This window comes from Taibaiella lutea (assembly GCF_008629695.1).
GTDB lineage: Bacteria > Bacteroidota > Bacteroidia > Chitinophagales > Chitinophagaceae > Taibaiella > Taibaiella lutea.
Window position 1 is genome coordinate 545,905 of the sequence record NZ_VWSH01000004.1, and the last position, 23,697, is coordinate 569,601.

At 41.1% G+C, this 23,697-nt stretch carries 22 protein-coding genes; 11 read left to right on the top strand and 11 right to left on the bottom strand.

Features of this window, described 5'->3' with window-relative positions:
• Positions 1–187: 187 nt before the first annotated feature.
• Both F0919_RS17350 and F0919_RS17355 read left to right on the top strand, forming a co-directional pair.
• On the top strand, positions 188–751 hold the full coding sequence (locus tag F0919_RS17350) for a TetR/AcrR family transcriptional regulator (RefSeq protein WP_150034051.1): 564 nt from the start codon (positions 188–190) through the stop codon (positions 749–751).
• Position 752: 1 nt separating this feature from the next.
• Positions 753–2,222, top strand: a complete 1,470-nt coding sequence (locus tag F0919_RS17355) for an MFS transporter (RefSeq protein ID WP_150034052.1) — start codon at positions 753–755, stop codon at positions 2,220–2,222.
• A gap of 98 nt (positions 2,223–2,320) precedes the next feature.
• Here the strand turns inward: F0919_RS17355 and F0919_RS17360 are convergent, their stop codons facing one another.
• Positions 2,321–3,484 carry an acetyl-CoA C-acetyltransferase gene (locus tag F0919_RS17360; RefSeq protein ID WP_216629457.1) on the bottom strand — a complete coding sequence of 388 codons (1,164 nt, stop codon included), beginning with the start codon at positions 3,482–3,484 and terminating at the stop codon, positions 2,321–2,323.
• Entirely contained in the window at positions 3,385–3,591 is a 207-nt protein-coding gene (locus F0919_RS18545) for a hypothetical protein (protein ID WP_216629446.1), read from the bottom strand. The genes F0919_RS17360 and F0919_RS18545 overlap by 100 nt, the downstream gene beginning before the upstream one ends.
• A gap of 187 nt (positions 3,592–3,778) precedes the next feature.
• Between F0919_RS18545 and F0919_RS17365 the strand changes: the two genes are divergently transcribed.
• Positions 3,779–4,168 (top strand): winged helix-turn-helix transcriptional regulator, encoded by a 390-nt coding sequence (locus F0919_RS17365; RefSeq protein WP_216629447.1) that lies wholly within the window; start codon positions 3,779–3,781, stop codon positions 4,166–4,168.
• Between the two features lie 41 nt (positions 4,169–4,209).
• Positions 4,210–4,791 (top strand): Crp/Fnr family transcriptional regulator, encoded by a 582-nt coding sequence (locus F0919_RS17370; protein WP_150034054.1) that lies wholly within the window; start codon positions 4,210–4,212, stop codon positions 4,789–4,791.
• A gap of 116 nt (positions 4,792–4,907) precedes the next feature.
• Here F0919_RS17370 and F0919_RS17375 read toward each other — a convergent pair whose 3' ends face one another.
• Complete coding sequence (locus tag F0919_RS17375) at positions 4,908–5,714, bottom strand: isocitrate lyase/PEP mutase family protein (protein ID WP_150034055.1); 807 nt, start codon at positions 5,712–5,714, stop codon at positions 4,908–4,910.
• Between the two features lie 64 nt (positions 5,715–5,778).
• Complete coding sequence (locus tag F0919_RS17380; RefSeq protein ID WP_150034056.1) at positions 5,779–6,597, bottom strand: SDR family NAD(P)-dependent oxidoreductase; 819 nt, start codon at positions 6,595–6,597, stop codon at positions 5,779–5,781.
• A gap of 465 nt (positions 6,598–7,062) precedes the next feature.
• On the opposite strand from F0919_RS17380, the gene F0919_RS17385 reads away from it, so the two are divergent.
• Positions 7,063–9,948 (top strand): sensor histidine kinase, encoded by a 2,886-nt coding sequence (locus F0919_RS17385; protein ID WP_262713957.1) that lies wholly within the window; start codon positions 7,063–7,065, stop codon positions 9,946–9,948.
• 12 nt (positions 9,949–9,960) lie between these two features.
• Here F0919_RS17385 and F0919_RS17390 read toward each other — a convergent pair whose 3' ends face one another.
• Positions 9,961–10,317 carry a winged helix-turn-helix transcriptional regulator gene (locus F0919_RS17390; RefSeq protein ID WP_150034058.1) on the bottom strand — a complete coding sequence of 119 codons (357 nt, stop codon included), beginning with the start codon at positions 10,315–10,317 and terminating at the stop codon, positions 9,961–9,963.
• A 104-nt stretch (positions 10,318–10,421) separates the two neighbouring features.
• Here F0919_RS17390 and F0919_RS17395 point away from each other — a divergent pair, with 104 nt between their 5' ends.
• Entirely contained in the window at positions 10,422–11,174 is a 753-nt protein-coding gene (locus F0919_RS17395) for an SDR family NAD(P)-dependent oxidoreductase (RefSeq protein ID WP_150034059.1), read from the top strand.
• A 54-nt stretch (positions 11,175–11,228) separates the two neighbouring features.
• Positions 11,229–11,987 (top strand): SDR family NAD(P)-dependent oxidoreductase, encoded by a 759-nt coding sequence (locus tag F0919_RS17400; RefSeq protein ID WP_150034060.1) that lies wholly within the window; start codon positions 11,229–11,231, stop codon positions 11,985–11,987.
• 410 nt (positions 11,988–12,397) lie between these two features.
• On the opposite strand, the gene F0919_RS17405 is transcribed toward F0919_RS17400, so the two are convergent.
• A complete protein-coding gene (locus F0919_RS17405; RefSeq protein WP_150034061.1) occupies positions 12,398–12,733 on the bottom strand; it encodes a hypothetical protein in 336 nt (111 codons plus the stop codon).
• Between the two features lie 248 nt (positions 12,734–12,981).
• A complete protein-coding gene (locus F0919_RS17410; protein WP_150034062.1) occupies positions 12,982–13,182 on the bottom strand; it encodes a hypothetical protein in 201 nt (66 codons plus the stop codon).
• Between the two features lie 57 nt (positions 13,183–13,239).
• Between F0919_RS17410 and tnpA the strand changes: the two genes are divergently transcribed.
• From tnpA to F0919_RS17430, 4 genes are all read left to right on the top strand, one after another.
• Positions 13,240–13,674, top strand: a complete 435-nt coding sequence (gene tnpA, locus F0919_RS17415; protein WP_150034063.1) for an IS200/IS605 family transposase — start codon at positions 13,240–13,242, stop codon at positions 13,672–13,674.
• Positions 13,675–13,783: 109 nt separating this feature from the next.
• A complete protein-coding gene (locus F0919_RS17420; protein ID WP_150034064.1) occupies positions 13,784–14,806 on the top strand; it encodes an LLM class flavin-dependent oxidoreductase in 1,023 nt (340 codons plus the stop codon).
• A 13-nt stretch (positions 14,807–14,819) separates the two neighbouring features.
• The gene (locus F0919_RS17425) at positions 14,820–15,902 is read left to right on the top strand and encodes an NAD(P)-binding domain-containing protein (protein WP_150034065.1); all 1,083 of its coding nucleotides are present in this window, start codon (positions 14,820–14,822) and stop codon (positions 15,900–15,902) included.
• A gap of 108 nt (positions 15,903–16,010) precedes the next feature.
• Entirely contained in the window at positions 16,011–18,302 is a 2,292-nt protein-coding gene (locus tag F0919_RS17430) for a GH92 family glycosyl hydrolase (protein ID WP_150034066.1), read from the top strand.
• A 74-nt stretch (positions 18,303–18,376) separates the two neighbouring features.
• Here F0919_RS17430 and F0919_RS18550 read toward each other — a convergent pair whose 3' ends face one another.
• The 4 genes from F0919_RS18550 to F0919_RS17450 all read right to left on the bottom strand — a co-directional run bounded on the left by F0919_RS18550 (position 18,377) and on the right by F0919_RS17450 (position 23,670).
• Complete coding sequence (locus F0919_RS18550; protein WP_150034067.1) at positions 18,377–18,652, bottom strand: hypothetical protein; 276 nt, start codon at positions 18,650–18,652, stop codon at positions 18,377–18,379.
• Positions 18,653–18,697: 45 nt separating this feature from the next.
• Positions 18,698–19,114 (bottom strand): hypothetical protein, encoded by a 417-nt coding sequence (locus tag F0919_RS17440; RefSeq protein WP_150034068.1) that lies wholly within the window; start codon positions 19,112–19,114, stop codon positions 18,698–18,700.
• Between the two features lie 105 nt (positions 19,115–19,219).
• Complete coding sequence (locus F0919_RS17445) at positions 19,220–21,004, bottom strand: T9SS type A sorting domain-containing protein (RefSeq protein ID WP_150034069.1); 1,785 nt, start codon at positions 21,002–21,004, stop codon at positions 19,220–19,222.
• Positions 21,005–21,039: 35 nt separating this feature from the next.
• Entirely contained in the window at positions 21,040–23,670 is a 2,631-nt protein-coding gene (locus tag F0919_RS17450; RefSeq protein ID WP_190277423.1) for an SdrD B-like domain-containing protein, read from the bottom strand.
• Positions 23,671–23,697: the final 27 nt, after the last annotated feature.

Below are 23,697 nucleotides of genomic sequence, written 5' to 3' on the forward strand. Positions count from 1 at the left end.
TATGTGATATGGTGTTACTTTAGCATGACTTTATAACAAAGCACACAATAAATTATATACGATGAAGTGATTGAGTTTCTTTATTATCCAAAAGCGTAGTCAAAAAATACATCATTTTATACGCCATAGATAAAACTTATAAAGGCTAAATAGACAAATCTGTCTGTTTAGCCTTTATCTTTGCATCATGAAACAAAGAGGACAAGTTGTAATTGACAAAATACTCGATACGGCAGAAAGGCTCTTCTATTCTCAAGGCTATAATGCTACCGGTATCAACCAGGTAATAGAAGAAGCTGATATTGCAAAGGCTTCACTGTACAAACACTTTGAGACAAAGACAGATTTGCTGGTGGCTTACGTTCAGCGTACACATGAAAAATGGTATCAGAGGCTCGAAGCTGCTATCAGTAAAGTTGCAGACCCAAAAGATAAATTACTGGCACTTTTTGACCATCATACAGAACGACAGGAAATCAGACAGTTTGGTGGCTGTCCATTCATAAAGGCAAACGATGAAGCAGGAATGAGTGACCCGCGCGTACTGACAGAAATACAGCAGGCAAAGCAGCATAGCAAAGATTTTATAAAAACACTTGTAGCTAAGTCGGGGCATAAAAAGCTGTTGTCAGATAAAGAATTGACTGAAGTAATATTCCTCACGTTAGAAGGTGCAATAGCCGCCGCTTCCGTATTTAAACAGCCTGCCGAAATACAAACTGCAAAAAAAATAATCCAAAAACTTATCTGAAATGAAAGAAATTAAAAACAAGTGGTTAGAGCTTGTGATCGTACTATCCGCGCCTTTACTTTCTGTAATAGATGTATTCATTATCAACGTAGCGATACCATCCATCAAAAAGGGCGTTCATGCTACGGATGCAGAAGTTCAGATGGTTATAGCCGGTTATTTGCTTGGATATGCCGCCTTCCTTATAACCGGAGGAAGAGCCGGTGACCATTTCGGACGTAAGAAAGTATTCTTCTGGGGAATGTTTGCATTCACGCTTGCATCCTGTTTATGCGGTTTGTCAGCTTCTGCTTTACAGTTAAATGTGACAAGGTTTTTTCAGGGATTAAGCGCCTCATTTATGGTACCGCAAACTATAGCTTTTATACAAGTGCTTTTCACCGATATCAAGGAAAGAGCAAAAGCATTCGCCCTTTACGGAATAACGCTTGGTACGGCTGCCGCAATCGGACAAGCTTTAGGCGGTTATTTATCAGATACACATTGGGCCATAGAAGGATGGAGATTAATATTCTTTATCAACCTGCCCATAGGCATACTGACACTCTGGGCAACACATAAATACGTAACGGAGACTAAAAAACATCAGGGAACAAAATTTGATTACACCGGAATACTGATACTGACCTTAGGTCTCTTTTCATTGATCTATCCGTTGATTCAGGGGCGCGAAGCAGGCTGGCCTCTATGGAGCATAGCTTTGATTATTTTTTCATTCGGCATTTTTGCATTCTTCATTTACAACCAAAAAAGAAAACTTGCCGGAAATGGAAATCCATTGATAGATGTAAGGCTGTTTAAAATAAAGGATTTCAATATAGGCTTAGTTGCAGTATTGTTTCATTTCATGCTGCACACAGCTTACCTCTTATTGAGTGCAGTGTATCTTCAAAATGGTCTTGGTGTTTCAGCTTTGGACTGCGGACTGTATTTTATAGTACCGGGATTCTTATTTGTTGCTTCTTCTGTAATGGCATCGCGAATGATAGTAAAGTTCGGTAAGCGCGTTTTACAAGTGGGTGTCATTATTCTGGCTGCAGCATTTTATTTGCAAATGAGACTTTGGGAACCGGGAACAAGTGTATGGCTGATTATTGGATTAATGGGGTTATGGGGCCTTGGAAACGGACTCGTGCTTCCGTCATTGATGAATCTTGCACTTAAAAATGTGCCGCCGCAATATGCAGGTGCTGCCGCAGGTGTATACTCAACCTTTCAGCAGACAGCCTCCGCATTGGGTGTAAGTATCATTGGAGGTATATTCTTTTATTTTTCCGGACAAAGCTGGGAAGCTGCTTATCATGCCGGTGTAATAGGTTTGCTTGTATGCGTGGCATTGGTAGGAATCATGTTATTCTTACTTCCAGATGGAAAAACAACAAGTAAAAATCAAAGAGAAGATGGAGCATCTTCAGATAATAACCTGTCAGCAACCACAACAAACACGGAACAGTTTATAGCTATGGATTAATTACTTTTAGTCTTTAGTTTTATATCAATTGAAAGGAGCGAAACTCAATAGTTTCGCTCCTTTCAATTGATATATGATCTTATATATTACCTGACCGACTATCGTTCCAGTATCATCGTTGACCCCTGTCCTCTTGCAGCACAAACCGAGATGAGTCCACGGCCGCTGCCCTTCATGTACAACAGCTTTGCCAAAGTAGAAACAACCTTTCCGCCTGTAGCTGCAAAAGGATGTCCTGTTGCAAGGCTGCTGCCCGCTACATTTAAACGTTCCATATCTATCTTACCAAGCGCTCCGGGCAAACCGAATTGTCTGGAGAGTTCATCATCTCCCCATATCTTCAATGTAGCAAGTACCTGTGCGGCAAAAGCCTCATGGATCTCATAAAAATCAAAATCCTGCAATTTCAGGTTTGCTTTCTCCAACATACGTGGCGCAACGATCACCGGTGCCAATAGAAGATTATGCTGATTCCTGACATACTCAATAGCGCCGGTTTCTGCATAAGTTACATAAGCCAGTACAGGCAGATTGTGTTTGGCAGCCCATTCTTCGGAGGCTAACAATATACCTGAAGCACCATCCGTAAAATTCGTTGAGTTACCCGCAGTCATCGTCTGGCCCGTTTTAGGAAATGCGGGCTTTAGCTTACCAAGTTTTTCCATACTCGTATCCCTTCGTAGCGTATTATCCTGTGATAACCCTGCAAATGGAGTTACTATGTCATCGTAGAAGCCCTCATCATATGCTTTTGTAAGGTTCAGGTGACTCTTCAATGCCAGCTCATCTTGCTGCTGCCGTGTTATACCATAATAAGCCGCAGTCAACTCAGTATGTTCACCCATTGTAAGGCCGGTTTCAGGTTCCTGCCCCCGATAAGGTACCGGTTTTAAATCCTTCAGGCTAAGAGCAGAGAATATCTTTATCTTTTCAATAAAAGACTTTGCGCTGTTAGCCTTCAATAATGCCTTCCTGTATTTATCTGAAATGCCTATAGGCAAGTTGCTCATAGAATCTACGCCACCTGCAATCCCTGCTTCAATTTGACCTTGTGCTATCTTGTTTGCAATTGTTATAACTGCTTCTATACCGGTAGTACATGCTTTCTGTATGTCTATACCCGGTGTTTCAGGATCGAGTGCAGTTTTCAATACCGCCTCCCTCACCATATTGCTTTCGTTCGAATGCTTGACAACGGCTCCCGCTGCAACCTCTCCAACCGTTGTCCATGTAATTTGTACTTGTCTACCAGACCATTCAATGCAGCTACCAAAAGGTCCTGGTTACTATAACCCGCGTAAGCAGTATTGTATCTTGCAAACGGGATTCTGTTATATCCCACTATAGCTACCTTTCTATTGGTGCCCATAATTGTTATTTTTAATAGCGTTGTTAATTAAACTTTCAGAACAAAATTATGAAAGTAGTAGCAATTTACTACTTCTTTTTTTATAACTTAGCATCGAAATTCCTGATGCGGACAGGAATGGATTTGAAACACATCATTGATAATAGAGACAGATAACAGGAGGAAGGCATTTATGAAAACAGCGACAATGAGATCGGCTTGCCCTATCAGTTGTACATTAGATGTATTAGGTGATAAATGGAGCCTGCTAATCATGAGAGATTTATTATTATTCGGGACAAATTCTTTTGGCGAATTCCTTCTTTCGGATGAAAAAATAGCCAGGAATATCCTTGCGGACAGGCTGGAAGTTTTGGTGAAAGAAGCCTTTATTGTCAAAGAAGTTTCCCCCGACAATAAATCGAAGTTCCTGTATTATCCGACTAAAAAAGGTGTTGACCTGGTTCCCATGCTGCTACAGTTAGCCGCATGGAGCCAAAAGCATAATCCCTCTTGCAAACCTAAAAAAGAGGTGGCGGCATATACAGATAGTAAAGGGAAAGCTATGCGCGATCTTAAAAAGAGAATCCGTCAATAAAAACCATAGGATTCATTTATATCATCCTGAAAATTGATACTATGCAAGCAGCAGAAATATTGAAGCAACATTTACTCAAGACAGCAACACTTACAGACGAACAGTTTGATTACATATTTTCACATTTCAGGCCAATTTCCTTTAAAAAAGGACAGGTTATCATATCGCCGGGAGACAAGGTGGATGCCGAATATTTTGTCATTAGCGGTTGCTTAAAATCGTTCTATATGAATGATGACCTGAAAATGTTTATCCTTCAATTTGCAATGCCTACCTGGTGGGCTTCAGATTATAATGCATTGTTTTATCAGGTGAAAGCCACGATAACGGTTGACTGTGTAACAGATGCAGAAGTCCTTTGCCTTAGCAGCGATGACAGAGAAAAGTTGTGCAACGAAATACACCAGTTCGAACGCTTCTTCCGGTGGAGAACAAATAAAGGATATGTAGCGGCGCACAAACGGTTGCTTTCATTTATGGATAATGATGCAAAAGGCAGGTATGAAGATCTGCTGAGGCTTTATCCCGAACTTTATAATATGGTCCCTAAACAGTTGATAGCTGCTTATCTTGGCGTTTCAAGGGAAACACTAAGTCGCTTGAATTATAAGAGACATACTTAGTATCAAAAAGCCACAGGTGCTTTGACTATTGAAAGCGTAAAATACTTACACACTCCAAGCCGAAAAGCTGTGAAATCATTTTATGGATTTCACAGCTTTTTTGATTACCCTGATAATTATTTACCAACCGAAAATAATCCCTGAAGTTTGCCGATAGGCATAGCATTTTCGCTGAATACATCTGAGTCCCCGTCTTCCAGAAATGCTTTTGCGGCACTCGCGGCCGTTTGCCATACAAGCTGCGATACGCCTGTACCCGCACTTAACCTTTTTACGCCCAAATCTGCAAGCCTGTCCGCTTTTGGCAAGCCGGGCATTGCCATTACATTTAAAGGCAATGTAGTATTATCCGCTATGTTGGCAATCTCTTCTCCGTTTACAATAACCGGCACAAATAGCCCGCTTGCTCCTGCCGCCGCATATTGTTTTCCTCTCCTTATTACCTCTGCTGCGCGTTCTTCATCCGGTAAAAGTGAAGCTAAATAGACATCGGTCCTTGCATTGATATATAATTTCGAACCGTAGTTTTCTGCGACATTTCGAATGGCTTCTATTTTTCTTGCCAACAGGTCCGGACTGTCTCTCCCGTCTTCAATATTAATTCCGGCAACACCTGCATCAAGCAGCATCTTTACATTTGCGGCAACAGTAAGCGGATCATCACTATAGCCATTCTCAAAATCCACGGAAAGAGGCACACTTATCACACGGGCTATGTTCCCCGCTACCTGTGCATTTAATGCGGCATCCATCTTATATCCGTCAGGATAACCAAGAGACCATGCCACTCCCGCGCTCGTGGTAGCAATGGCAGGCGCACCAAGGTCTTCAATAATTTTTGCGCTTGCCGCATCCCATGCGTTAGGGAGTATCAGCGGTCTGCTTTGCCTGTGCAGGCTTATAAATTTTTCATCTGTGTTCATAACACCATCTGTTTTTGCAATTAGTTTATAAATACATCTAAACTCAACTTGTTCATAGCAAGGCTTACAGCCCATGTGCTTCATCCGAAACCTGTTTCCATGCGTCCCATTCCGCCCAGCGCGATTCATAGTTTTGCTTAACGAAGGGATAAGATATTTTTCCGAGGAATAATCTTAAAGGTGGGTTTGCGCTGTCAACCAATTTCAAAACGGCATTGCTTGTTGCTTTCGGGTCGCCAAAGAAATCAGGCGTAAAACTTGCAAACAATTCACCTTTCACCTTTTCATAAAGTGGGTTAGGATCTGTATGTACCGCAGATGTGCCGCCCCAGTCTGTTGAAAATGCATTCGGCTCTATCATAGAAACCTTGATGCCAAATGGGGCTATTTCCTGTACAAGAGACTCAGTCAGGCCTTCTACTGCAAATTTAGATGCGTTATATATACCTAATGTCGGAAATGTTACCACGCCCAAAACACTTGATAATTGAATAATGTGGCCACCTTTCTGCTCACGCATGATGGGTATAACAGCTTGTGTTGCCCACAGCAATCCAAAGAAGTTGGTTTCAAACTGAGCACGGGCCTGCTGTTCAGTAGTTTCTTCAATAGCCCCAAACAGTCCGTAGCCGGCATTATTTATCAGAACATCAATCCTTCCGAAATGATCCTTTCCGGCATTTACAGCGGCAAACACTTCTTCACGATTATTTACATCCAGTTTAAGCGGGAAAACACTTTCACCATACTGCCGGACCAGATCGTCCAGCGTATCAAGGTTGCGTGCTGTTGCTATTACTTTATCACCACGTTTTAAGAACGCCTCTGCCCAGATTTTACCAAATCCTTTTGAAGCACCTGTAATTAAAATTGTCTTTGACATTGTTTTAAATTTTTGTTTTTAAAGAAATTCAGATAACGCTATCAGGATTGGAAATGAAGAGAAAACAGACTGTATTTTTATCCGACGTAGAAGCTTCTGTACGTTGAATGTCATTATTTCTATCCTCTTTTTATCCCGATTACAACAAAGGTGGTTTGTAAAAATGAGGTGATTGTGTGACGCGCGTCACATTTAATAACTTGCTCCGATTATGTGACCTGCGTCACATTTTCAGTAGTGTTTTTATAAATAAACAGGAAGTGTGTGGATATTTCGGACGAAGCATAAAAACTGATTCCGGATTAGTTTTTGTGCCGTTTTTATAATATCAATTGAAAATTGATTTTATTTGCTTTCTTATAAATGGAATTTCATCCATTTTATCTTTTAATTATTGGTGGTCTGGTATTTTTCAGCTTTCTAAATTTCATTAGTTAGATGCATTATAGGTCTATATGGATTGTTATGTTATTTGTGTCTCTTTCTTGTTTTTTTTCAGGAGTTAATGCACATTTATTAACCTATAAGACTATTTCAACTGACAATGGGTTGCCAAGTAATGAAATTCATTACATCATGCAGGATTCTAAGGGTTATGTATGGATTGGCACTAAAAATGGTCTTTGCAGATGGGATAGTAAGAATTTTGAATATTTCACAGTCACAGATGGTTTGCCCAACAATGAGGTGCTGTATCTGTATGAAGATTCTAAAGGCAGAATCTGGATTTCCTGTTTCAGTGCGGAGCTTTGTTATTTTTTTAATGGCAGTATTCATAACACAAGAAATACTTCATTTCTAAATCGTATCAAAAATTATCCCGGCACAATGCTTACAGAGCTCAACAATGAACTCTATTATACCTCCATTGACGGAAAGCTGAACATCTTTAACTTTCTGACTCAAAAGATGACCGCTTATGATAAATTAGGTACGCTTCCTACATTCTCCTATCTGCAATATAAGGGTAAAATCTGGGGAGTTCAGGATGTACGGATAAGAGATTCTTTGATTGCTAAAAATGCAAAAACGCTTACATGGTTTAAAGATTCCAGTTATTATACCCCTTATTATTATTATCCGAACCTGCCCAGGCTGGATATTGTAACCCGCATGGACTTTAAGAACAGGGAATATGCCTTTCAATATGGAATGGATACACCATTTTATCATGCAGCCTTCACTGATAAAGACCTGCAGACGGCGATATATAATGATGGGAAAGTGTTGGAGATATATAAAGACCACATAATACAAAAGAAGGATAATTACGTTTTGAAAGTTAAATATGCGAACCGCGCTCATGTTTTTCCTATAAACAAGAACTTATATATCGGGTCGACCTCCGGTTTATTATTCTGCCCTCAAATACCTATACTCGAGTTTAATCAGGATCAAAATATTAATAATACCGCCAGATTTATTTTCAGGTACGCCAACAATACTTATGTTGTCAATAGCGAATATCAACTGATAAACATTGATAATCAAAAACAGGTTAACCAATTAAATGAAAACGCAGTCAATTTATACAACATACTATATTTTAAAAACAAATTTTATCTAACCACCTCATTTGATATTTTCAGTTTAAGCAACCCTAACGGAATTATAGAAAAGTATAAAAACACGAACCCGCTAATTGTACCTAATTTTAAATACATAACGCCCAGCAAAAAAAACAACTCTTTTTTTGTTGCAAACGGAGGAAGGAACGGTATCCTCTTTGTTGACTTCAAGACAAATATTTCCAAACCTCTTATGGTCGATATTGCTATGAAGGTATACAGCATATACGAAGACGGCCAATCACGTTTATGGTATTCCACCACCAATAAGGTTTATTATACGGATGAATATTACAACGGGATAAAAAACAGCAGGGAGTTTGTGCTCGACCCTTCAAACGCTGTATTTTGCAAGAGTATCCAGGAAGATAAAAGAGGGAATCTTTTTTTCACCACGAACGGCGGTGTTTTTGTATATGACGGGAAGCATAAGTACAGGATAGACCGGAGCAATCTTTTGAGCGACAATGAATGCAATAAAATACTTATTGACACCCTTCGCAGCTGTTTCTGGGTGGCTACCAAGGACGGATTGGACCGGATTGGCTACTTTAAAGAAAACGGTGGGTTGAAGTTTAAGGCTTTAAGTAAGTTTTTTGCATCAGACGGCTTAAGGTCTGACAATATCAACGACATATTGATGGACAGCAACAAACTGTACATAGCTACAGACAAAGGTGTTAATATCCTGGACGATATAAATTATCGCCCTGATACCATGTCAATACCTGTTTACATTAAGCTTACAGCCATAAACGCTGTAGCAGATAAAGGTTATGACACGATAAAAACTATCAGCCTGGAACATGACCGGAACAATTTAACCATCGGGTTCTCAGCATTGTATTTTTTAAGGCGCGACCGTTTAAAAATAAAAGCTTACCTGTACAGGAACAACAACCTTGTTTCACAAAGTGAGATAACGGGAGACAAGATAGATTATTACTCCTTAAATGATGGAGACTACAAACTTATCCTTTATGCCTTTGACCAGGATTACCGCTACCTCAATGGGCGTTCTGCACCATTTGAGTTTACCATAAAGCCTCCTTATTACAAGACCTGGTGGTTCATCTTGGGTTCGGGCCTGCTGATAATCGTAATCAGTACAAGCCTGTTATTATGGAGCCAGAACCGGCGCAAGAAACGTGCCCTGCAACAGGCCGAGCTACAAGCTAAATTGAATGAATCGACGCTTAAGTCTTTGCAGAGCCAGATGAACCCCCATTTTGTTTTCAACTCGCTTAATACCATACAGTCTTTTATTACGGAAAAGAATGAAGAAGGCGCTATTGATTACCTTTCGGATTTCAGCGGCCTCATACGTGAGATACTGGAGCAGTCTGTGCATACCTTTATAAGCCTTGAGAACGAAATTCAATTCCTCCGGCATTATGTTCAGCTTGAAATCACCCGGTTCAAGAGCAAGTTTGATGTGGTATGGACTATTGAGCTGGATGAAGACGACTTAGCCGATATATATATACCCACTATGCTTATCCAACCGATCGTAGAGAACGCAGTAAAACATGGTGTATCGAGCCTCAATGACATTGAAGGTCACATAGAAATAAGCATTGACTTAGTTCATGACAACCTGTTGAGGGTAGTAGTTAAGGACAATGGCCGGCCGGTTCCCCATAAGAAATTCAAGGGTAATTCAATAGCAGTGCAGACCATTAAGGACCGTTTGAATATTTACACGAAGAATAAGCTGAAAGGAGAGTACCATTTGGTGATATCCGAAACCGGCGCCACCGCAACTATAACAATCCCTATTTAGACAGAACAAATATTATTTCCCGACAATTTTCTTCCGGTGTACAATGCCCCAATCTGAAAGTTCAGTAATGATGGCTTGCAGCGTATTGCCGTGTTCCGTCAATTCATATTCAACCGTTATGGGTTGCGTATTCAAAACGGTTCGTTTTATCAGCTGGTTTATTTCCAGTTCTTTTAATTCTTTGCTCAGCATTCTGTTGGAAACTCCTTCAACATCATTCAGAATATCAGTAAACCTTCTTTTGCCGTAACAGCAAATAGAAGAGATTATAGCTATCTTCCATTTCCCGTTCAGCGCGTCCATCGCATCCTGAACAGATCGCATCCTTTTCTTTTGTTCCTGCTGGAACTCCGTTATTTCACACCTCATAAGTTTACTTAGTTACACCTGTGTTACCATTACTTTTCGGCACAAAGTTACTAAAAATAACTTGCGCAGTCTACCTTTGTCTCTCAATCTTAAAAAAAGAACTCATGAGTAAATTAAAGAATAAAGTAGCAGTTATTACAGGCGGTAATAGCGGCATCGGATTAGGTATTGCCGAAGCATTTAAAAATGAAGGTGCAATGGGTGCAATTGTCGGCAGAAACCAGGATACTTTAGACAGTGCTGTAGCTCAGCTTGGCGATAATTTTATAGCCATAAATGCAGATGTAACCAATGTTGCCGATCTGGAAAGAGTGTTTAGAGAAACATCGGAAAAATTTGGCAAGATAGACGTGATTGTGGCCAATGCGGGTGGTGGAACTATAGGAACTGTGGCAGATATCAGCGAAGCAGACTATGACAAAACGATGGATTTAAACCTGAAGAGTGTTTACTTCACTGTCCAGAAAGCATTGCCTCATATGAATGACGGTGGCTCTGTTATTCTTATCGGCTCAAATGCAGCACATCGGGCATATGCTTCCTTTACACTGTATGGTGCTGCAAAGGCCGCTGTTATCTATTTGGCAAAAGGGCTTTCAAGCGATCTTTTAGATAGAAAAATCAGGGCAAATGTAATAACACCGGGCACAACAGACACACCGGCATTTGACAAGTTTGTTCCCGCAGAACAAATTGAAGCTGTAAAAAAACACTATGCAGGCGTAATGCCGACAGGCAGAATCGGACAACCATCTGACATTGGCAAAGCAGCCGTTTTCCTGGCCTCTGATGATGCTGCATTTATGCTTGGCGCCGAACTTCTCGTTGATGGTGGCATGACCTATCTGGCTAAATAATTAACCCTCACATTGGCACAAATTTGTAACCCGTGCTATCAAATAATTCTTAAAATGAGTAGATTAAAAAACAAAGTAGCAGTAGTTACCGGCGCTTCAAAAGGAATAGGCGCATCTATCGCAAAGCATTTTGCGGCAGAAGGCGCAAAGGTTGTTGTGAATTATGCTTCAAGCAAAGAAGGAGCAGATAAAGTAGTTAGAGAGATAACAGGTAATGGAGGCACAGCCATAGCGGTGCAGGCCGATGTATCGAACGAAGCCGATGTAATCAGGCTGTTTGACGAAGCAAAAAAGGCTTTCGGCACATTGGATATTTTGGTAAACAACGCAGTCTTTCAGCAATTTTTGCCTATCGAACAGGCATCGGCAGAAGCTTTCCATCAGCATTTCAACGTCAATGTTTTGGGGCCGGTACTTACTATTCAGGCGGCTCTGAAACTGTTTGGCGATAAAGGAGGCAATATCATCAATATCAGTTCCGGCGCAAGCAAATATCCGCTCCCGGCTGCCTCGTTGTATTCTGCAACTAAAGCGGCATTAGATGCCATCACAATTTCTTTATCAAAAGAACTGGGTGCAAAGAACGTTCGTATCAATTCCATCTTGCCGGGCGCTACGGAAACAGAAGGTGCAACCAGTGCAGGTGTTACTGCCGGCAGCGATTATGAAAAAATGTTTATTGCCAATACCCCGCTTGGTCGCAGAGGCCAGCCGGAAGATATTGCGAAAGCCGCCGTATTTCTTGCTTCCGGTGATGCAGCATGGATTACAGGCGAGCAGATTTCCGTTTCGGGTGGCATGTATGGCTTTTAAAACGAAAAAACGAAAAACACAATAATCGTCCCCAAAGTATTAATCCCTGTTTCTTCTGAAACAGGGATTTTTAATTACATCAAAAAATTGCTGACACTGTGGAGATAGATACCGTCCGTCAATGAGAACACCCACAAATTGATATTCTCCCAAAAAGACTTCTGTTATGTAAGTTCATTTAAAAACTATCAATATTATTTATACTCCAAATGCCTGCCGGTATAAAACGATAGTCATAAAGATGCCTACATTTGGGTCTTATATACCCTACCCCAAAATGAGTCTTTATAACAGCTCATCGCATTACGAAGAAAATTAAACAAACTACCGGCTACAAGCCGGTAGATTTAGTAGAAGCTGAATAAATTCAGCTTTCTCCAAGCGATGCTTAGTACCAACAATGACCCACACTAATTTTTGTCTAACAACTTAGATAGTATAGCTAATAGCGCTCCAACTACTATAAAGATTACATGTTTTACAAGAAAGGCAATGATAAACCACATTATCAGAAACCCTATGAAACTAAGTAAGTCATTAGGATGTATTTTCTGCCAAGCAACATAACCTGTAGCAACAGTAAATATAATAGTTAAGCATCCCATCAAGGATTTCCCGTTTTCATTCATTTTTGTGGTAGTTTTTGGACATAAGAAAGGGTGTAACTGAAATTCTCCTGCTGTCCTGGCCCTACCACGGGCTTCAAATACAAAAGACACAATTACACCCCTTTCAAGGTGTATCATATCTATACATTGTATTTGATGCTGTTTTATGTGGTAGTTTAGGACAGCAATACTATAGTACGATACTATGGATAATATTTTACGTTTTTATTTATTTCATTCAATTTTTATTTATGATTACGAAAACAGTAAACATACATGAGGGGCGTGATAGACATATACACGTTCACAAGTATTATTTATTTGATAAGATACTAATCTGGAAAGTAAAGATAGTATATCTCTTACATACTATGGATAAGAAGTTCTCATAAATTCCTTGACTCTACAATCCTATTGATATTGTTGTTTAGATTTCTAACAGCATCTTCTAAAGTTGAAATTCTATAAGCTAAAGAGTAAAAGATAGCCTGAGTAAGCTCTTCATTAGATACATGTGTACCTCTTAACAACAAGTCAGCTTTATATCTTTCAATAATTTCAATTGGAATCTGTAAGTCTATTTGCATAATTTTTATATTTGATTTATTCACAAAATACACATCTTAAACCAAAAACAAAAACCTATGCAACATTACAGAAAAGGTGCCCACACAGTTTATGATTTGAAATACCATATTGTATGGATTACTAAGTATAGAAAGCCTGTGTTAACTGGTGAAGTAGCTATAAGAGTAAGGGAATTAGTAAGAGAGATTTGTAAAGCTAATGATATAGAGATTATAAAAGGTCATGTATCAAAAGACCATGTTCATCTCTTTATCTCTGCTCCACCTCACCTATCTATCAGTAAGATAGTTCAGTTCTTAAAAGGTAAAAGTTCAAGGAAAATTCTTAGTAGCTTTGTAGAGATGCAAAAACAATTTTGGGGCAGACACTTTTGGGCAAGAGGATATTTTGTAGCAAGTTCTGGTAATATTACAGATGAAGTAATTATGAAGTATATAGAAGAACAAGAGCTTGAAGATGAAGACCAAAATTTCAAGATAGGTCAACAATAATATAAAGAGTAGTAAAGATATTCAATCTTTCCTACTCTATTTTTTAACTAAAGTCTTCGCCTAAAGGCGAGGGTTTTTAAATCCCCGAAAGTGGACAATAAATATACAGATGAAGAAAATAGGTTTTTTATCGTTTGGACATTGGGCAAACCACCCCTCTTACAGTACAAAAACGGCAGGCGATACCTTGCTCCAATCTATTGATTTAGCAGTAGCGGCAGAAGAATTGGGTATTGACGGCGCTTATTTCCGTGTACACCACTTTGCCAGGCAACTGGCATCCCCCTTCCCCTTATTAGCAGCTATCGGTGCCAAAACCAGCAAAATCGAAATTGGTACAGGTGTCATTGATATGCGTTACGAAAATCCGTTGTATATGGTAGAAGATGCGGGCGCCGCCGATTTAATTTCCCGCGGCCGTCTGCAATTAGGCATCAGCAGGGGTTCACCCGAACAGGTTGTCGACGGCTGGCGTCATTTTGGTTACAAACCGGAGCCGGGAGAAACAGACGCCGATATGGGCCGTCAAAAAGGACTGGAGTTCTTTGAGCAGTTGAAAGGCAAAGGATTTGCCGAGCCGAGCCCCAATCCCATGTTTCCCAACCCTCCCGGACTGTTGCGTTTAGAGCCATTCTCCCCCGGTTTACAAGACCGCATCTGGTGGGGATCGGCCTCTGATGCTACGGCAATATGGGCAGGCAAGATTGGCATGAACCTGCAAAGCTCTACCTTGAAATTTGACGAAAGTGGCAAACCTTTTCATGTACAACAGGCCGAACAGATCCGGTTGTTTAAACAAGCCTGGAAAGAAGCAGGTCATCAGCGGGAGCCCAGAGTTTCGGTAAGCCGTTCCATTTTTGCATTGGTAAATGATCAGGACCGCCTTTATTTCGGGCAACAGGCAGATAGCAAAGATCAGGTAGGTACTCTGGAAGCAGACAGACGAGCCATTTTTGGCCGGAGCTATGCCGCAGAACCGGATAAGCTCATAGAAGAATTGGCGCAAGACGAAGCCATACAGGAAGCAGATACTATTCTGCTGACTATCCCCAATACCTTGGGTGTAGATTATAATGTACACGTGCTTTCCGCCATATTGGAACATGTAGCACCCGGGCTTGGATGGCGCTAAACAGAGATGATGGATGTTAAATAAAATTCGATACAAAACTAAAATTGCAGTAATAGGCGCCGGGCAGGCAGGACTGTCCGCCGCCTATTATTTAAAAAAAATGGGCCTGGAAATTGGTCCGGGCTTTATCATTCTGGACGAAGCGCCCGCCCCCGGCGGTGCATGGCAATACAGGTGGCCATCGCTTACGCTAAGTACCGTCAATAGAATTCATGATTTGCCCGGCATGTCTTTTGAAGAAACCATTAGTACCACTGACACAAACGTTCAAGCCAGTATTGCTGTGCCTCACTATTATGATTTGTATGAAAAGAAATTTGACTTCCGGGTGTACCGGCCACTAAAAGTCGAAACCGTCTATCTGCATGATGAGCGGTTTTACATCGATTCATCCAAAACCTTATTTTCAGCATCAGGCATCATCAACGCTACCGGCACCTGGGAAAATCCTTACATCCCTGAATATCCCGGTGCCCGTCTTTTTGAAGGCGAACAGCTGCATACCAAAGATTTCAAAACAGCAGATTACTTTAAAGGCAAACATGTCATCGTTGTCGGAGGCGGCATTTCCGCCATTCAATTGCTGGATCAGATTTCAAAAGTAACCACCACCACCTGGGTTACCCGCCGTCCGCCCCAATTCAGAGAAGGACCTTTTGATGAAGATGCAGGGCACAAGGCCGTGGCAATGGTAGAAGAAAGAGTAAGGCAGGGACTACCGCCTTTATCTGTGGTTTCTGTTACCGGATTACCCCTCTCGCCCGAAGTTATCGACATGAAAGAAAGAGGCGTGCTAAAGCGCTTTCCCATGTTCAGCGAGATAACCCGAAGCGGAGTGAAATGGGAAGATGGAAAAGAAGAAAAAGCAGATGTCATTTTGTGGAATACCGGTTTCAAAGGCGCTCTGGAACATTTAAAGCCCGTTTTACCCAGAGAAGAGAATGGCGGCATTCTTATGGCAGGCAGGCTGGCAACTATGGTTGCCAAAGAACCCCGTATCCACCTGCCGGGTTATGGCCCCTCTGCATCCACCATCGGGGCCAATCGTGCCGGAGCAGCCGCAGCCAGGGAATTGATGAATACATTGGGCATTTAGCAGTTCAGAAGCCCATAAATTGATTTCATTTTTGTACAATTGTTTCTTGAGATAGCGTATTTTGTCACGGCTCCGGAACCATTTTAAGTAACCGGTTATACTTTCGCTATGAAAAGAATATTTACTTTCATCCTGACATGTACGACTGTTGCCGTTTACGCGCAAAACAGCAGTAAATACCAATTAGTACCTTTTGTAAAAACCATGATTGGTACCCAACGAATGGGTCATACATATCCCGGTGCAACAGTGCCGTTTGGCATGGTACAGCTCAGCCCGGAAACCGATACAATAAGTTATGAACGGAATGGAAAGTATAATCCGGATGTTTATAAATACTGCGCGGGTTACCAATACGACGACAAAACCATTGTTGGCTTTAGCCATACGCATTTCAGCGGCACCGGCCATTCTGATTTGGGAGATTTCCTGATAATGCCTTCCGTGGGGAAACTACAGCTCAATCCCGGCACCGCAGATGATCCTTCAAGCGGCTACAGGTCTCCTTTTTCTCATGATGAAGAATACAGCGAAGCAAACTATTACAAGGTAAGACTGGCCAAAAATAATATTACTGCAGAACTTACCACGACCGCCAGGGTTGGCTTTCATCAATATACCTTTCCTGAATCCGACGACGCTCATATCATACTCGACCTTATGTCCGGCATCTATAATTATTCCGGCAAAAATGTATGGACTTATCTGAGAGTGGTGAATGATACTTTGGTAATGGGCTACAGGCAAACAAACGGATGGGCGCGCAATCGCACTCTTTATTTTGCTATGATATTTTCAAAGCCTTTTTACAGACACGGTTTTAAAAGCTATGCACCAAAAGAAGTCTATCGTGGCTTCTGGCACAAATTCGATCAGACAAATAATTTTCCTGAAATTTCGGGCAGCCAGATCAGGGCACATTTCGATTTTAAAACAACAGAAAGAGAGCAGGTTAAAATAAAGTTCGCTCTTTCTCCCGTAAGCATGGACGGAGCTTTGCACAATCTTGTTTCCGAAGTCGCAGATTGGAATTTTGACAAAGTAAAAGCACAAGGACAACAATTATGGGAAAAAGAACTAAGCAAAATAGCCATTCAGGGAAATGATGAACTGAAGCAGAATTTTTATACGGCAATGTATCATGCCATGATTAACCCCACGCTTTATATGGACGTGGATAGCCTTTACAAAGGCCTGGATCAGAATATCCATAAAGCTTCCGGGTTTACCAATTACACCACTTTCTCATTATGGGATACTTACCGCGCCCTTCATCCTTTGTTTACTATCATACAGCCGGATCGGAACGCGGATATGATAAAATCTATGTTGGCGCATTACGATCAGAGCCCCGAACACATGCTGCCCGTATGGTCCAATTCAGCAAACGAAAACTGGTGTATGAGTGGCTATCATGCTGTTGCTGTATTAGCCGATGCTGCTGTAAAAGGAAGCAATCAGTTTGATGCGGCAAGAGCATTGGAAGCCTGTGTTGCAACCGCCCGGAAAAGAGATTATGAAAATATAGGCACTTATATAGATCTGGGATTTATACCGGATACCAGCAGCGGAACATCCGTTTCCGGCACTTTGGAATATGCTTATGACGATTGGGCTATTGCACAACTGGCAGCAAAACTTGGCAAAAAAGATATTTACGAGGAATTTATAAAACGTTCGCAGAATTACAAACATGTTTACGATGCTTCTACCGGTTTTATGAGGCCGCGCAGCAGCGAGGGCGACTTCCATGTTCCATTTGATCCTTTAAGTACCAGCAACGGTGGCTTTATAGAAGGTAACGCCTGGAACTATACCCTTTTCGTACCACAGGATCCTGAAGGATTGATAAAACTGATGGGCGGTAATAACCGTTTCGTCAATTACCTGGATTCATTATTCACGATGCATTTACCGGATAAATATTTTGCAGAAACCGAAGATATAACCAGGGATGGCATTATCGGCAATTATGTGCATGGCAACGAGCCCTCTCATCACGTTGCCTATTTATATAACTGGACCAATAAGCCATGGAAAACACAGGAACGCATCAGGATGATTTTACCATTGATGTACAAGCCTGCTCCCGATGGGCTTGGAGGTAATGATGATTGCGGTCAGATGAGCGCCTGGTATATCTTCAGTGCACTTGGATTTTATCCTGTAACACCGGGTTCCGATCGCTATGAATTAGGTAGCCCATCTGTAGATCAGGCCATTATCCACTTAGATAATGGGAAAAACTTTGTTATTAAAGTAACAAACAAGAGTCCTCAAAATGTATATGTCAGTAAAGTAATGTTCAATGGAAAGGAAATTAAAGAGCATTACATAAAACACAGCGATATTATAAAGGGAGGCGATTTGATTTTTTTCATGAGTGCGCAACATAAATAGAACATACATTCATATACCTCAAAGGCAACCGGGTTTCAAGAGCACTTTGGGGGCTAACAAAATATACCATGCCTTTAGAAGAATGACTTTATATACTTATCCATATTACTAAGCCTGCCTAATCTGTACGCATGCCTGTAATCGTCAATTGAGTCCTTAAGCAATGCAGGCAACATATTTTTATTAGCATATAAATTCAAATACTTTGTAATAAAACCCTGAAAATTCATATCAGCTCGTGGTACGATCAATCCTTCCCTAAGCACTTCAAATAGCTTTTTCCTGAATATCCACTCCTGATAAATATTTTGTATCGGGGCACCTAAAATTATTCGTTCAATTGATGACATCGTTTTTATACTTAGAAAACCTCATGCATAGACAATCTGCAAAGGCTATTTCTTTTTCAATAAATAGGTGACCTTGTTGTAGTCGCCATTAGCTTCTGTTTCATCCTGATATAATTTAAAGAAACCATTATCAAGGATGATTATTTTAAATGGCGTATCTCCAAAGCTTACCGACTTTCTATCCGGAAAAAAATAATCGATGGAATCGGGTTTACCCTTATAGTTCATGTAAGCTTTTCCTTCTGCCGAGAAATATATATAATCACCAGGATGACGCACCGTATCCGTTTCTGTTGTTGATTTATCATGGCTTTCAAACACCTGATATTCCAATATAAATGTATTACCCTTTATCCCTGTTGTCTCCGGCGAAATAAGGTGAACCATTTTATGTTTGCCTGCTTCTCCTGATACCTTCAGAAAGTAAAAGAATAAGATTATTATTAAAATTGCTTTTTTCATTTTTGACTTTTTAAATTTAATTGCTGTAAAGATTGCTGTTTAATAATATTACCAGGTTGAAATGAATTAGTATTTCAACCTGGTAATATCTTCAGGAATCTCTTCTTAATTTTTAATTATTTTAAAATTTGCTGCTGTTCCGTCTTTCTTAACAACCTGAATCAAATAGGTTCCCTTAGCAAAGCCATTCAAATGAATTTCTTTGGTTGCATCATTTACCTGCAACAACATTCTTCCGTTTGCATCGGAAATGCTGACATTTGAAATATTATTCCAATCATTTGTTCTGATGTTTACCACATCGGTTGTTGGATTGGGATAAACAGCTATAGTACCGGTTGCATCTTCAAAATTGACCAAACGTACATCACTGTATGAAACAGTACCGTCCTGGTCTGTTTGTTTCAGGCGATAAACATCTACGCCCGGGATCGGCTCTTCATCATAAGCGACATATTGCAGCTTTTGATTGCTATTGCCATTTTCAGCCAGAGAAGAAATAAAACCAATCTTTATCCAATGTTTGCTATCTGCACTTCTTTCAATATCGAAACCTGTATTGCCTGTTTCAGACAAGGTTGTCCAGTCAAGCCTTGTTCTGTTATTTTCTGCAACTGCCGTAAATGTTGACAAGTGAATAGCCAACGGACTGCCCCAATTAATAAGATAATTAGCAGGTGTGGGATCTTGTTTATCAGCGGCATCAAAATAGGCAAACTGAAAATTCGTAGTTGAAGCTATTATTGTCGCTGCTGTAACCTGCAACTTCAATAAATCAGGATCAAAACTTGTAATAACCTGATTAAGTATTACCGGTATATCGTTATAGATCAACACCGAATTGGAAGGCAATGCGGTAATTATCAGTTTCTTCCCGGCTTGCAATATGCCGTCTTCATCATCTGTGCCAGATGGAGCAGGCAGGTTTCCAGTACTACCGTTAAGTATAAAAAAAGAATTCAGAACAGGTGCAGTTGCCCCTGTTGAAACAAGACTGGAATTTGGTAATCGTTCTATTCCGAAATTAATATTGGTAATTGTAGTAGCGCCCAAAGTAACGATAGTTGTTCCATTCGCGTTTCCGTCGCCCAGACCTGTATTACCTTCTGCGGTATTAACCCAGTTTGACGGTAACGTAATGGCAGGAGCTGCAGCCCCGATGGTTGGGGCTGTGGTAGTAATCAGAACACTATAGTTACCTGCTTCCATATCAGGGAAATTATAGGCTCCTGTAGCAGAAACAGCAGACGTAGCAAGGGTTATACCAGAACTGTTAACCAACACTGCAATCAGACCTCCCGGATTCATGCCGGCACCGTTAATCAGGCTGTCCCTTTGGCCGTTGGCATCATTCAATACAGAACCGCCTACTGACAACGTTGTATAGGTAAAAGCATTCGTGTTATCATCAGGCTGGCTGTTACTTACACTTGCGTATGCAGGTGCAGTAAGGTTTACGTTAAATCCGTTTGACAAAGCGCCCGATGTAGAATTCTGTGTTACTTTATATGCAATTATAATAGTACCTGCATCAAGCCCGCTGATGGTTTGTATTTGCGTTGCAGTAAATGTATTCAGGGGAGCATTGTAAACCCACGAAAATCTGGATGCCATTGTTCCGCTTACGGCAGACAGAGGATTAACATTATCAGGAACACCGTTAGATAAAGAAATCACAAGTTTGGTTTGATTGTTGGCAGTTCCGCCTGCGGTCAGGTCATCACTTCCTGAGTTGCCTATATTAAATGACAATGTGCCTGTTCCATTCAGTTCAACAGGTAATAGCGGAGCCGGGCTTACATTGGCGCTGTTTACCCAAGGGTTCCAATTCTGGGCGAAAGATGCCAGCGGCAAAATGGCTATTACGGGAATCATTAAAATCTTCTTCATATTCTTCGTTATAATTATTGATGTTTAGGTTTATTTTAGTTGGAGAAATAACTAAGTATTTCCGAATCGCTGTTGTTGGTGGTATTATTCTCTTTTCCGCTACCGGATGTTATAGTAGCTGTCATCGGATACTTTCCTTTTGTGCTTCCCGGATTGAACGTAGCTACAAACCCGAACGTAGAGAAATTGTTCGCTGCAATTACATTATTCGTTGTGAAAATGTGATAGAAACTATTCGTTCCGTTATATGTCCAGATGCTATTGTTTAAAGGCGTTGCCGGTGATGATCCTATTGTATTTAAATTCTGATTGAATGTAAAAGTGACCCTGCTGTCTTTGGGAATATAAACCGTAACCAGACCCTGTGTTGCAACATTATTAATTTCTGAAACAGCCACAGTGACGTTGAATGTAGTAGCGCCATGCAATACATTCGGCGATGCTGTTATATTTGGCGTAAGATCAGGAACAACAAACGGAATATTAACCGTGCCGGTATCCGTCGATTGTGCATTCCCGTTATCAATGGAAACAAAACGCAAAGGAACTGTAACAGCACCATTAACAGGATCTATTTTAATAACGCCTGAAGGCACACCATTGGGTGCAGCAATAGCTATACCTGTTGTTACGGGGAAAACAGCGCATGTTGCCGTAGGGCACACAGACGGGATACCCGTTGCACTCGCATAGTATGTATTTGTTCCAACCGTTATGCTGTTAGCATCTGAAGGAAACGTTATTAACTTTAATGTTGAAACAATACCGGGGCTGACATCTGAACTTGCAAAAGAAGATGCCGGTATTGTTATACTTACTGCTGTGCCCGGATTTACTTGTGCCGGATTTGTTACGCTGCCCGCATGTGGCCGTTGCTGCATACCAAAATTGGCATTTGCAACATTTGTTTCTGCAATACTGACAACCAGTAACCCATTCGGCAAGCCGTCATTTGCATTTGATGTGCCTGTGTTTTCTCCGGTATTCAGCCATCCTGCAGGCAATACGGAAAGGGCTGTACTTGCTGAAGTTGCCTGTACAGTTGATATTGCAATTGTATAAGGAGAATTACCGGCAAGGCTGTCGAATGTATATAAACCATTCACTACAGCAGCAGAGCTGACAAAAGAAGTACCCTTAAAAAGATTGGCATATAAAGCTGTACCCGATGCTGCAGAAATTAAAGTACCGTTTACCGCATTGTCAGTAAGGCCGTTTACATCCATAAAAGCTTTACCGGAAATAGTAAGGTCCTTAACAAGGCCCGCATCTTTGGTCAGGAAGTCGGAAACAAAATTATGAGTACCCGTCTTACCGGTCGTAACATTTACGGCAGAGTTCTGACCTATGGGGACACCTGTTGCATCTTGCGTCGTGAAACCGGTATATCCTGCAGGAAGTGTAAACTGAACAAAGTATTTGCCTGCAATAACATGCGTAAAACTATACGCACCCGTACTGTTGGTTATTGCTGTTTGTACAGGATTTACGGAATCAGCATTGTTATCGCCATTACCATCATAGTAAAGTTTTACTGTCACGGCATTCACTCCCGGCTCACCTGCATCCTGCGCTCCGTTTTTGTTTACATCAAACCAAACCCTGTCTCCTATTGTAACACCTTCGTTTGTTTTTACAAGACAGATATCATCCAGAACATAATTGTGCGCAGTTGTTGCGGCATTTTTATCAAGGATGGCAAAGGTTACGGAAGTAACACCCGGAGGCACGGCATATGTTCCATTCAACTGTTGCCAGGTACCATTGGCAGATGGCAATAATGCTGTAGCAATTTCCACGCCATTTGCTTTCAGCTGAATCTTGGGAGCTGTATTATCTACTTTTGCAGCCCATACAGAAAATGAATATGTCTGACCGGGTATTACCGTAATCGTTTTGTACCAGGCTTTGGATGCAGCATCTGTATTGCCTTTCACCACCATTTGGTAATTGCCGGAATGCGGCGCAAATTTTGCAAAAGCAGCATAAGCCGCAAAAGGATTATTCATTACTTTAAAAGAACCGGTACCGCTCATATTTACATTGAAGTCGGATGCACCGGCCCCTGTTGAGAAGTTATGGTCTGTAAAGGAATTGGGAGAAACATAAGTAACAGCCTCTAACCCGCCATAGTAACCATCTGTATTATTTAGCAAATTGGAAGTGCAGGAAATACTGCAATTAGCAGGATCTGCTGCTAAACGTAATCTCAGTGTTTTCACTTCACCTGTATTAAGATCATCTCCTCCGTATACCGTACCTGAAGGGGCGCCGCAAGGACTTGCGTTTTCGCGCATCAGGCAGCGTATGGACAAATTATCCAGCACTGCACTTGCATTCAGGATATTTAATTGAGGTGCATTGTTAGCAGGACCAGCCGCTGAAGCGCCTGAAACAGTAAATTGTTGCCCATTAATAGCATTACTCCCGTTGGTAAAGCAAACCCAGTTACCATTAGTGCCTTTGAATTGCCAGTTGTAATAAGTAGATGCCGGCGCATCCGTTATAATTGCATCGATTGACACCGTCTGTCCGATTGTGATACAGCCCGACGATGTAAACATCTGCACCTTATGTGCCATAGCATGTCTGCCGCATGACAACATAGTTAATAAAAAGAGCATAACCCTCGCCCCGCTAATCTTACCCGTCATAATTTTTCTCATGTTGTTCCTATCAGTCATTTATAATGA